13 protein-coding genes, 1 pseudogene and 1 other annotated feature are annotated in these 12190 nt (G+C 35.8%); of the genes and pseudogenes, 11 read left to right on the top strand and 3 right to left on the bottom strand.

Annotation, left to right across the window (positions count from 1 at the left end; genetic code table 11):
- The first annotated feature begins 187 nt into the window (after positions 1–187).
- Positions 188–431 (top strand) — a binding site (T-box leader).
- 86 nt (positions 432–517) lie between these two features.
- The 10 genes and pseudogenes from K5Q14_RS09450 (at position 518) to rarD (ending at position 9069) form a co-directional block, all read left to right on the top strand.
- The gene (locus tag K5Q14_RS09450; protein ID WP_220735464.1) at positions 518–1357 is read left to right on the top strand and encodes a MetQ/NlpA family ABC transporter substrate-binding protein; all 840 of its coding nucleotides are present in this window, start codon (positions 518–520) and stop codon (positions 1355–1357) included.
- A 65-nt stretch (positions 1358–1422) separates the two neighbouring features.
- Positions 1423–2184: a VOC family protein gene (locus tag K5Q14_RS09445; RefSeq protein WP_220735463.1), complete on the top strand. Its 762-nt coding sequence runs from the start codon at positions 1423–1425 to the stop codon at positions 2182–2184.
- Between the two features lie 88 nt (positions 2185–2272).
- Positions 2273–3433: an amidohydrolase gene (locus K5Q14_RS09440; RefSeq protein WP_220735462.1), complete on the top strand. Its 1161-nt coding sequence runs from the start codon at positions 2273–2275 to the stop codon at positions 3431–3433.
- Positions 3434–3524: 91 nt separating this feature from the next.
- Positions 3525–3611: pseudogene (locus K5Q14_RS09865) on the top strand (hypothetical protein); the annotation flags it as partial.
- 11 nt (positions 3612–3622) lie between these two features.
- Complete coding sequence (locus K5Q14_RS09430) at positions 3623–4438, top strand: transporter substrate-binding domain-containing protein (RefSeq protein ID WP_220735461.1); 816 nt, start codon at positions 3623–3625, stop codon at positions 4436–4438.
- A gap of 16 nt (positions 4439–4454) precedes the next feature.
- The gene (locus K5Q14_RS09425) at positions 4455–5171 is read left to right on the top strand and encodes an amino acid ABC transporter permease (protein WP_220735460.1); all 717 of its coding nucleotides are present in this window, start codon (positions 4455–4457) and stop codon (positions 5169–5171) included.
- Positions 5164–5919, top strand: coding sequence for an amino acid ABC transporter ATP-binding protein (locus K5Q14_RS09420; protein ID WP_220735459.1), 756 nt, complete (start codon positions 5164–5166; stop codon positions 5917–5919). Before K5Q14_RS09425 ends, K5Q14_RS09420 begins: the two co-directional genes overlap by 8 nt.
- Positions 5920–5969: 50 nt before the next feature.
- On the top strand, positions 5970–6716 hold the full coding sequence (locus K5Q14_RS09415) for a cyclase family protein (RefSeq protein ID WP_220735458.1): 747 nt from the start codon (positions 5970–5972) through the stop codon (positions 6714–6716).
- A 1-nt stretch (position 6717) separates the two neighbouring features.
- Complete coding sequence (locus tag K5Q14_RS09410; protein WP_220735457.1) at positions 6718–8052, top strand: APC family permease; 1335 nt, start codon at positions 6718–6720, stop codon at positions 8050–8052.
- Positions 8053–8166: 114 nt separating this feature from the next.
- Positions 8167–9069: an EamA family transporter RarD gene (rarD, locus tag K5Q14_RS09405; RefSeq protein ID WP_220735456.1), complete on the top strand. Its 903-nt coding sequence runs from the start codon at positions 8167–8169 to the stop codon at positions 9067–9069.
- A 49-nt stretch (positions 9070–9118) separates the two neighbouring features.
- Here rarD and K5Q14_RS09400 read toward each other — a convergent pair whose 3' ends face one another.
- A complete protein-coding gene (locus K5Q14_RS09400) occupies positions 9119–9859 on the bottom strand; it encodes a helix-turn-helix domain-containing protein (RefSeq protein WP_220735455.1) in 741 nt (246 codons plus the stop codon).
- A gap of 718 nt (positions 9860–10577) precedes the next feature.
- Between K5Q14_RS09400 and K5Q14_RS09395 the strand changes: the two genes are divergently transcribed.
- The gene (locus K5Q14_RS09395; protein ID WP_220735454.1) at positions 10578–10838 is read left to right on the top strand and encodes a helix-turn-helix domain-containing protein; all 261 of its coding nucleotides are present in this window, start codon (positions 10578–10580) and stop codon (positions 10836–10838) included.
- A gap of 483 nt (positions 10839–11321) precedes the next feature.
- Here K5Q14_RS09395 and K5Q14_RS09390 read toward each other — a convergent pair whose 3' ends face one another.
- Both K5Q14_RS09390 and K5Q14_RS09385 read right to left on the bottom strand, forming a co-directional pair.
- Positions 11322–11531, bottom strand: a complete 210-nt coding sequence (locus K5Q14_RS09390) for a Blp family class II bacteriocin (protein ID WP_220735453.1) — start codon at positions 11529–11531, stop codon at positions 11322–11324.
- Positions 11532–11563: 32 nt separating this feature from the next.
- A complete protein-coding gene (locus tag K5Q14_RS09385) occupies positions 11564–11788 on the bottom strand; it encodes a Blp family class II bacteriocin (RefSeq protein ID WP_220735452.1) in 225 nt (74 codons plus the stop codon).
- Positions 11789–12190 lie beyond the last annotated feature (402 nt).

Raw genomic sequence — 12190 nt, 5'->3', positions numbered from 1 at the left:
GGTAGCGATGGTATATTTGGCCATAATGAGTAAAACCCCTTGAATTAGATTTCCTCCAATTCAAGGGGTTCAGTTCATAGTCGCAAGTTTGACAACACAAAAATTGAAGTTAAAAAGCCAATCAGCTATTTATCTAATTAATTAGTGTTGATCTGGTAATCGGTAAAGAATGATTAATAAAATAAAAAATATAACGTTGAAAAGATGAGTAAATTTTGTGCGTAATTTAAGAGAGCTAATATCTGGTGAAAGTTAGCATTACAATGAATTTGAAAATGGTCTTGGAGTGAATAGTGGTATGAGCTGTCTAGTAAATGCCACTCGGGTGCGCCCGTTACTGCGTTAGGGTATCTCTTCAGACGTACCTGGCAAGTATGAAGTAGTGATACTTTATAGAATTTGGGTGGTAACGCGACTTTTTCGTCCCATATTTCTTGTGTTTTTTACAAGAAATATGGGACTTTTTTTGTTTTTTGATGTTGAAAATATTGTTAAATAAATAAGTAGGTAAAATGCTATGAAAAAAAATAAAGCAGTGACATTAGCCGTAATTGTTATCTTGATTACAATAGCTGCGGGTGGATTGTTATCGCATAAATCTTCAAATTCGCCAACGACTAGCACGAAAAAAACGATTAAGTTAGGTAGCTCTCCGGGCCCTTACAGTGAATTATTTATCAAAGGAATCAAACCAATTCTTGAAGAACAGGGTTACCATGTTGTCAATAAATCGTTTAGTAATTTATTAAACGCAGATATTGCTTTGAGTGATAATCAGATTGATCTGAATGTTGATCAGCATACTGCTTATCTTAAGAATTTTAATCAGGAGAAAAACGCACATTTAGTTGCATTGACTAAGATACCAACAGTTCCCACAGGTATTTATCCAGGAAATAAAAAATCACTAAAAGTAATTAGTTCTGGTGACCGCGTTGCCATTCCAAACGATCCGGCTAACGCAGCTCGTGCCTATAATCTGCTTGTCAAAGCTGGGTGGATCACACTTAAAACAGGGACTGTAGCAACTCAGGCAACAACGCAAGACATTGCGACTAATAAGTATGATTTAAAAATAACAGAATTAGATTCAGCAACTATTCCACGTACAATTAAAGATTTTGATTATATTATTTTACCTGGTTCCGTTGCGTATAACGCAAAAATTTCGACACGGAAAATATTATTGGCTGAAAATATTCGCAGCGATTACCAGCTTGTTGCTGCGACAAATAAAGAAAATACTAATAAACAATGGACGCTTGACGTTAAGAAAGCCTATCAGTCGAAAGCGTTTCAAAAATATTTAGCAGCACATAATAAAGATAACTATTGGGTGATTTCTGATCACAAGTAAATAATTGTCGCATAATCAGTAAAAAGAAAAATTAATGCACAATTGAGAGTTTAGGAGAATACTATATGACGTTAATAGATTGGGATCACACGATGATTAATGTATCAGACTTGGCAAAAAGCATTAATTCTTTTGCCGACGCGGGAATTGTTTTTAAATTAGGTGGTCGGCACGAAAATTGGGGAACGGCCAATGCATTAGGATATTTTGGTATTAATTATATTGAATTGCTTAGTGTTTTCGATCAAGAAAAAGCAAGTTTAATTCATCGCCAAAGTGCTGCAGCTGTGTATGATTCATTGCAAGACTTTAATCAAGAGAGACAACGATTCAATACAGTCGCAATTCGGACCAATGATTTAGAGAATATTAGAAAACGTATAGAATCAGCAGGTGTGACTGTTGGTCCCATTTTAGAGGGCAAGCGGCGCAATGAGCAAAATAAATTGATAACATGGCGTATCTTTTTTATTAATGACGATATTGCAGGGCTACCATACCCATTTTTTATTGACTGGCAAACATCAGATAAAGATAGAAAACAGCAATTAATAGAACAAAAATTAATACAAACACATCCCATTGGTCCGGTGAAGGTTGCCAAAGCTGTTTTTGAGGTGAGTAACCCGTTACAGGTTGCGAAACAATGGGCTATTTTAATTGATAGTGTTGCCACAGAGGAGCATGGGAAATTTGTTGTGCCAATCGGCGAAAGAATTTTTGAATTTATAGTAGGAAAAGCAAACCATTTGACATCGCTTCACTTTACTGGGGCAAAGCATCAGCAGACAATTAATTTAGGAGAAACACAGTTGGTTTTCGACTAATTATTTGGTATAAAAATGTCTAACAATGGGTCATATATACTAACATTATTATTGCAAGGGTTTGCAAAACAAGAGAGGCTAGTGAAACATGACGAAACTATCAAAAAGTGAATTAGAAAAACAATTAATTGCTTATCGGCACGACTTTCATCAGTACCCTGAACTTGCTAATAATGAAGTGCGAACAACAGCTAAAATTAAAGAAATTTTGCAAGATTGGGGTATAAAGATTTTACCTACTAATTTGAAAACTGGTGTTTTTGCAGAAATTGGCGCATTACCAGGTCCAGTAGTTGGTCTAAGAGCAGATATTGATGCCTTGCCAATTCAGGAAAATTCGGGTGTGGCGTTTAGTTCGAAAGTGCCTGGTGTGATGCATGCATGTGGTCACGATACGCATATAGCCGCGCTATTAGGTGCAGCTTATTTATTAAAACAACAAGAAAAGCAATTAGTAGGTAAGGTTAAACTTATTTTCCAATTATCAGAAGAGGATAAAGAAGGTGCGTTGCAAGTGATTCAGGATGGTCAACTACAAAATGTTGATGCTATTTTAGGGTTTCATAATACACCACATCAAGCACTCGGTGAAATTGGTATGCGATCAGGCATTTTCAATGGCGCAATTGATAAATTTAAAGTGACTTTACGTGGTTTAGGAACACATGCGTCTAAACCGGAAAAAGGATATGATCCAATTGTTGCCCTAGGTGCTGAAATCAATGCATTACAATCAATAGTCAGTCGTAATTTGAATCCTTTTGAGGCAGGCGTACTGAGCATTACCCATGTGAATGTGGGTAACACATGGAATATTTTACCTGAAGAAGCCTTTTTTGAAGGAACAGTTCGAACAGCTAGCGCATCAGCGAGAGAAATCATAAAAAAACGTTTTCTGGATGTTGTCAACTACACTGCGAAAGCGCATCAAGTGAGTACGGATATAGATTGGTATGAAGGCGATCCATCTGTTAATAATGATGCTAAGTTAGTGGACATTATAAAAGATGAAACGAGTAAATTTGCCCCCATTTATGAGCAAGAACCCGCTTTAAGTAGTGATGATTTTGCATGCTATCAAGTGGCAACACCAGGGGTGTACGTCAATATTGGTAATGGAGAAACTATTAATTTACATAATTCTCGTTTTAAGGCAAATGATGGTGTGATTATGGCTGGTAGTGAATTTTTTGAAAAAAATGCTATTCGCTTATTGAAAGAATTAAAACTGAACCCGATTAATTTATAATAGTGTGACGGTTGTTCGTCTTGATCGATAAATCGACAATATTAATCAAATTAGTACTTAATCTTAAATCAAATGACTTGGTGGCAAAAATGAATTAATTCGTATTGCGATTGGTTTAGAGTCGGCAGATGACTTAATTAATGATTTAAAACAAGCATTTTCTCAAATACAAAAATAAAGGAAACTATCATGAAAAAGAATTGGATCTACGGGTTAATTATTGCTGCTATTGTTGTCCTTGGTGGTGGCTACAGCGTACACCATAATCGTGCAGTAAAAGCAGACAATAGCGACAAAACATCACTTGTCAAAAAAGGGACATTGACGATTGGCTTGGAGGGCACGTATGCGCCATTTTCATATCGACAAGACGGTAAGCTCAAGGGATTTGAAGTGGATCTTGCTAAAAAAGTCGCTGAAAAATCAGGCTTGAAAGCCAAATTTGTACCGACAGCTTGGGATGGCCTCATTGCTGGTATAGGTGCTAACAAATTTGATGTTGTGTTTAACGATGTTGCGATTACGCCAGAGCGTCAGGCAAAATATTTGTTTGCAACACCTTACCTTTACTCAAGAGAAGTATTGGTAGTGAAGAAAGACAATAAAGAATTAAAGAGCTATAAAGATGTTAAGGGACATACATTAGCAGAAGGTGTTGGTACAAATAACGAGACCGTTGCTAAAAAATTTGGCGCTAAGACCATTGCTTCAAGTGAATTTACCAATACGGTTAGTTTGATTAAGCAAGGACGAGCAGAAGGGGCTTTCAATGACGAAGGTGCATTTGCAACGTACATCAAAGACAATCCTGAAGACGCAAAAATTGTAAAAGCAATTAAAGTGCCGACTTCAGCTAGTCCAGCAGCAAAAATTGCCCCTCTTTTGAATCAAAAAAACAAAGGGCTTCAAAAGCAAGTTAACCAGGCAATAAAGCAGTTAAGTGATGATGGTACGATCAAAAAGTTATCAGTGCAATACTTTGGTTCTGATCTAACTCAAAAGTAGTCAAGGAGATGGCATCGTGTGGAAAATAATCGTTGATTCAACACCGCAAATATTGCTAGCTGGACTGCAGTATACTGTGACACTATCAATACTTTCTTTTATATTGGGTTTAATTATTGCGACGGTAGTTGCATTACTACGTCGTGAACAACCGAAACGACAGCAGGGGATGATTTATTTTCTGTGGCGTGTCACTGACGTTGTTTTAAGTTTTTATGTTTGGTTGTTTCGTTCGACACCTTTACTCGTGCAGTTGTTTATTATTTTTTATGGGTTGCCTAGTGCGGGAATACAAATAGGTGCTTTTCCAGCTGCGGTCATTACGTTTAGTTTGAACGTTGGCGCATATGCTTCAGAAACTGTGCGCGCTGCTTTGGATTCTGTGCCACAAGCACAATGGGAAGCAGCCGCAACTTTAGGACTATCTAGAAGACAGACGATATTTGAAATTATTTTTCCTCAAGCTATACGTATTGCATTACCACCGTTATCTAATGAATTTATTGGCTTAGTGAAAGATACGTCGTTGGCATCAACTATTACAATTGTTGAAATGTTTGCGATAACACAGCAAATTACTGCGAAAAATTATCAACCATTATTGATGTATTCAATTGTTGCTGTGATTTATGCTTTTTTCTCAACAATTTTGGTATTTCTTCAAAAATATTTGGAAAAAAGAACCTCTCGCTATCTAAAAGCATCGGCGCTATTAGGAGAAAACAATGATTAATGTTGATCACTTAAATAAATCATATGGGAAACACACAATATTATCAGATGTGTCATTAACGATTGATGATAATCAAACGACAGTCATTTTAGGTTCTTCGGGTGCGGGAAAATCAACATTATTACGCACTTTTGATTTACTTGATGTCCCTGATTCAGGCACATTAAGCATTTCATCTGCTACGATTCAATTTGAAGATGGTTATACACATGAGCAACTACAAAAAATTCGTTCACAAACGTCCATGGTATTTCAATCTTGGAACCTATTTCCACACCTCACTGTTTTGGGCAATGTGATTAAGGGTCCAATTTCAGTTTTACAAAAATCTCAGATTAAGGCGGCGCAAGATGCTCGAATCTTGCTCGAACAAGTGGGTTTATCTGACTATGAAAATTACTATCCTGTACAACTATCTGGTGGGCAACAACAACGTGTTGCCATAGCTAGAGCATTGGCGATGAAGCCACAATTTATACTGCTAGATGAACCAACTTCTGCATTGGATCCTGAGTCGGAGGCTAATGTGCTGCGGGTCCTTTCGAAATTGTCGCGCCAAGGACAGGCATTAGTAATTGTGACACATAATATGGCGTTTGCTCGTGCCATCGCTGATAAAATTATATTTTTGGAGACGGGAAAAGTAGCATTTGCGGGTAGTCCGGATGCATTTTTTAACTCAAACAATGAGCGTATTGAAAGATTTTCAAATAAACAATCAGTTGTGCCAACGTTAGATGCATTGTAGACAGCGATAGCATGATCTGGGTGATTAAAAAAATTATTGGAGAATAGACTATGACGAACAAATTAGACGATCTTTTAACAGAATTAAAACAATTTAAGTGGGTAGACTTAACACACGAGTTTGGGCCAGACAGTCCGCATTTTCCGGCATTTTCTGCTGCAAAATTTGAAACATTATTTACTCACGAAGATGGTTTTTTCGTTAAGCAATATACATTTCCCGGTCAATATGGCACGCATATTGACCCACCAGTACATTTTGAGAAAAATCAAGATGTTTATGATTCCGATATCGAATTAAAAGAGTTATTTTTACCATTGGTTGTCATCGATCAATCACATCAAGTTGCTCAAAATGCTGATTATATTTTAACGGTTGCAGATATTCAACAGTGGGAGTCAGAATACGGTACGATTCCGCCCAATACTTTTGTTGCCTTACGAACAGATTGGTCAAAGCGTTGGCCATCACAAGAATCATTTGAAAATCAAGATGCTCATGGTCAAAATCATTATCCGGGTTGGTCAGTGGATGCACTGAAATATATTTATGAAGAACGCCAGGCGGTGGCCAATGGCCACGAAACTTTTGATACGGATCCTGCCATTTTGCAACCTGAAACAGGTTTTGCGGGTGAATATTATGTGCTAAGTCAAGGACACTATCAAATTGAATTATTGTCCCATTTGGATGAAGTACCAGCAACAGGTGCATTAATTTCAATATCTGTACCCAAAGCAGAAAACGCGCCTGGATTTCCTGCCAGAGTGTTTGCAATAGTACCAGAGGAAGTGTGATATGTCAGAGAGTAAAGTGAAATTATCAAGATCCTTATCTACAAAAGACCTAGTCGTATATGGCATTATATTTATGATTCCAGTGGCACCTATTGCTTTTTATGGGTCATTTTTAGCGCCAGCGCACGGGATGGTGGCTTTAGCTTATTTAATCGGTATGATTGCCATGCTGTTTACGGGATTTAGCTACGCTAGTATGGCGAAAGAGTTTCCTTACGCGGGCTCTGTGTATACTTATGTTCAGAAAGGGACTAACCCGTTGTTAGGTTTTCTTTCTGGGTGGGGTATCACACTTGATTATATTTTAATACCAGTGATTACTTATTTGATTAGTGCGTCTTTTGGGCAATCATTATTACCCGGTACGCCTTTTTGGGTTTGGATTATCGGTATTGCTGTCATCAACACGGTGATTAATTTATTGGGGATTAAAGTTGTTTCTAAATTTAGTTGGCTATTGTTTGGCTTACAAGCGATTGTGTTAATTGCTTTTCTAATTGGGACAATTATTGCATTAAGTAAGGGAACAATTAGTTTCAATGTTAGTTCATTGTACAATGCGAATCACTTTGATTTAAAAGGTGTGGTACAAGCTACTGGTATTGTGATTGTTAGTTACTTAGGGTTTGATGCGATTAGTACGCTATCAGAAGAGGCTAACAATCCTAGAAAATCGGTGGGTAAGGCAATTGTATTATCAATTATTTTGATTGGTTCATTATTTGTTATTGTAACGATTTTTGCAGGATTCGTAGCGCCAAATTATAGTAAACTAAATCCGGATACTGCATTTTTAGGCATTCTTGAAAAAGTCGGTGGTAATTGGTTAGTTCATTTGGCTGAATTGACTTTGGTTTTGTCATTTGGATTAGCCGGTGGTCAAGAAGGGCAGACAGCAATATCAAGAATTTTGTACGCTATGGGCCGTGATGGTATTTTACCAAGACCGTTAGCTTATTTGCATCCACGATACAATACGCCTTGGATTTCAATCATACTTGTTGGTATCATATCTGCAGTACTTTCTTTATCTATTTCTTTAACAACAGTATCGAATTTAATTAGTTTTGGTGCACTGTTTGGCTTTCTATCACTTAATATTGCTGTTATCTGGCATTTTTATATTAAAAATCCACATAAACAATGGACAACGGTTGTTAAATATCTTGTATCGCCATTGATAGGATTTTCTGTTAGTTTATGGATATTTTTGAGCTTGGCATCAGAAGCTAAGGTAACAGGTTTAATTTGGTTGGTTATTGGTTTTGTCATTGTTGTATACAAGACAAATATTTTTAAAAATCCTGTACCACAGTTTGATTTTTCGGAATCATGATAAATAGCAAAAAAAATATATTTCTGTTTTTTGCTGGTGTACTCTTTGTATTTTCTTTTTTTCATGACGATGGTATGATAGTGATTATATCTTAGTTTGGGATGGCATACTATCATGGAAAATAAACGTTTGGGTATCACTTCAGGATTTGCAGCATATTTTATGTGGGGATTACTGGGGGTGTTTTGGGAACTACTAAGTGTTGTGCCGGCGATGGATACATTAGCCTATCGGATTGTGTGGTCTCTTGTCACCATTAGCATTGTGCTAACAGTTCAGAAAAGTTGGCCTGAGGTCTGGCATGTCATTGTGACCTTAATTCATAATCGTAAAATTGGTTGGATTATACTGAGCGCCTTTCTGATTTCAATCAATTGGTTTTTATATATCACTATGGTAACGCATCAGCAAGCAACTGAAGCAAGTCTTTCCTATTACATCATGCCGCTCATGAATGTTGCTGTAGCAGTGATGTTCTTGCATGAAAAACTCTCACGTTCTAAAATCATTGCACTGATTCTGGTGGTTATTGGTGTCATTATCCTAACCATTCAAACGGGATCCTTACCATTGAATACGTTATTAATGGCCGCTTCATTTTGTTTTTATGGCTTGATCAAAAAACAGGTGCCTTTGCCTGCAACGATTTCATTGGCATTAGAAACAGTTATTGTTGCGCCTATAGCGTTTGTGTACCTACTGTTATCGCCACATGTGATGACGCAAGATGGGTCAAGAATTACCATACTATTAATCATGAGTGGTATTATAACGGTGATTCCGTTACTACTTTTCGCTGTGGCAAATAAAAATACTGACTTCATTACGTTAAGTTTTATTCAGTATTTGAACCCCACGATTCAACTGTTGATGGCAGTATTCGTGTTACACGAAGCATTTAATTGGCATAAAGTGATTGTTTTTGCATTCATTTGGTCGGGTATATTGGTATTTATTTTCGGTAGCCTTAGTAGCTATCAAAAGTTGAAAAAAGCATTAAAACCTAACATACGTTAAGGCTTTAATGCTTTTTTATTGATCGTAAATATATTATTACATGACTGATTTACAATCGCCAAGACGACATCGAATGATTCACCAAATGAGTGATCCGTTGTTGGAATTGATCTAATGGTTCAATTTCTGGTCGACTTAACCAAATCGAAATAAAAGTGGTCAATGTTTCGATTAAATAGGCAGTATCGAGATCGTTCTTTTTTATCTGCGGATTGTATTTGATGAGAAGTGATTGATATTTCGCTTTAATAAATTGGGTCCAGACACCTTTAATATAGGGGCGCGTGTATAAAAGATGTAGGGTTTCTCTTTTATGATAAAGTAGTGGTGTCATATCATTTATAAATATGGCCAACACGCTCTCATGGTCGGATAACCGTTTTTCTACTCTGATTTTGATATCTTGATCAACTTTATTGATGAGGGTGTAGACTAGGTCATCATAAGAAGGAAAGTAATGTTGGACACGTTCGGCTGGTAAACCAGATAATTGTTGAATCACTTTTAAAGTAGGGGCTTCATCGCGACTGGTGGTCATACATTTTAAAAAGGATGACAGAATGAGTGTTTCCTCTTGGTTTGTCGTGGGGTCAATATCCTTATCCATAAAATAGTTTAATGGTAAATCAAATGTATCAATGATGAGTAACATAATTTCAGTGGATGGATAACTATGATGATTTTCCCAGTTGGATATAGATTGATAGGAAATATAAATCTTTGCGGCAAATTCTTGTTGCGTTAGATTATGCGCTGTACGTAAGTTTTTAATTTGATTCCCAATAGTCATTATGCTGTTCCCCCCATAAAAAATTAATGCAATAATTATATTATACATTAAATATAATAGGTTTCAATGTAAATTAGTGATATTATGCACAATAATTGAAATATTGTATTTATTACAAGGAGAAACTATGTCATTATTAGACAAAAAATGACTTCATTTTACAATTTATTCATAAATTGAATGTGATAATGATTGTATCATAATCTTTTGGAAGACATGGCTTACATTTCACGTCACTATTTTTTTAATCATTACCACAAAAAGTAATAAAAGTCACTAATATATTTCAGGAAGATATTTGATAAATAAGTGAAAAATTAGGGGTTGCAATTTGATAAACTATAAATTACAGAAGGCTAATATCATATAGAAGGGAGATGCCATGAAAAAATGATGTCTATTTATTACCTTAATTTTAACATTTGGTGGGGGACAAGTTTTTTTAAGAAATAATTTCACACACATTCAAATACTTATTTTGGTGCTTGAGTTAATAATAGGTGCCGTATCATTTTGCTATGAAGTTATTCATTATAAGACGAACAATTGAAGTTGACAGAATATGGTTTAGCCAAATATAATGCTTCTAAATCAATAGACCAGACGGTTTTTTTCAGATAAGATTAAAGTCAATTAGAATTACGAATATAGCAGAAATAAACAAATGTTTTGTGATCTCAGTTTGATTATTATAAAGATTTAGTTTCAGGAGGTTCAAATGGTTAACTTAAATCATTACAAAAAAATAAGCAATGAAGATTTATCTCAAATTTCAGCCGGAAGATCTCAAGACATTGCTCCCAATTTAGTTAAATTGCGCAAATTGTCTGGATATACTAGGCGTGACTTAGCGGAAGAGTTAAGACTTAGCGCATCGACAGTAGCGAAATATGAAGAAGGTCTTAGGGTTCCAGATATCGACACTCTTATGGATATATGTCATGTATTTCAAACAGATATTCATAACATTATAGACTAATTTAAAAAACTACGATGTTTTAATGACCGTAGTTTTTTTAGAATTTTCTTTATCCATGGAAAGGAAGTCGCACAGCATAAATTATTAGGTTTAAAATGTCATCGAAAGTAACATGCGTGGATGAACAATTAACAAACGATGATCACAGAAAACAGCGTTCCAAGCTATAAATAATAGGTGAAGTGCTGTTACTTGGTATAAGAATGATAATGTTGGCTTGATTTTTGTTGCGTAAAAATCATTTTCTTTTTTTTTCACGAATAAATATTAAAAAGGATGCTATTGCTACAATAAAAATTGTTCCATAATTTAATTGCCAGATAGTTAACCCTATTCCCATAAACAGGAGTGATAAATCTCCATATAGTTTGGCTGATTCTTTATTGCTATTGTGCCCGAATTGGCCAATAATGGAGCCAATAAAGCCTATGATTACGAGTATTCCTACTATGATTTTAAGACTAGTATTCAGTATATCAAACATTATCCATAATACCCTATTGCACCAACAATTAATGCTCCTGCTACTGCACCACCTGCTATACCCCATGGTCCACCTATAACACCTAATCGTGCGCCTGTTGCTGCACCACCAACCCCACCAACAAAAGCATTTCCAGCACGATTTCCACCATCAACTTCTTGTAATTCTTGATATGTTAAAATTTTAATATTTGTTTGCGACACGTTCATAATATTTTTATCCTCCTTAGTTTCTTAGATTTTTAAAAGCCACCTGTCGCAGCAGTGACAGCAGTCCATCCAACTACAGTATATCCAGCACCAATAGCTGTACCCCATGGTCCAAAAAACGAACCAGCTTCAGCACCTGTTAAACCTGCTGAAGCAAGACCAGCTAAGTTTTCTTTAAAGCCATTGCGACCACCATCAATTTCTTGTAGTTCTAATTCGCTAAGTTTTACGAATTTTGATAAATCATTTTTCTTCATAATTTTTCTCCTCAAAATGTTTAGTTATCTAACTTAATGTTGACTAATTAATTTCAAAATGTTTTTCATACCAAAGAACTACAGCCCCATAACTATACTGGCACATACTATAAAAACAACCATTGGAATAATACGCGAACTTTTTACTGGATCAATGGCGAAATTTGAAATGATTAGCAATATTCCAAAAACAATCCCAGAAAAAATACTATGTTTGGTTACTGTATCGATGATAAGAGCTCCTCTCTTGTATACCTGTTTATTATACAAAATAAAGTTATAGTTGTATGAGACAATTTGTCCATTTTTATAGATTTACGGTTTCTGGTGTTAGTCTAAAAACATGGACACGGTTTCTACTACGATATAATAGACGTAGGAGAATAACCCATGACGCAAAAA

The sequence above is a fragment of the Leuconostoc inhae genome (genome assembly GCF_019656015.1).
GTDB classification, from domain to species: Bacteria; Bacillota; Bacilli; order Lactobacillales; family Lactobacillaceae; genus Leuconostoc; species Leuconostoc inhae_A.
Note: the sequence above shows the minus strand (reverse complement) of the source record. Positions and strands in the feature narration are given on the sequence as shown.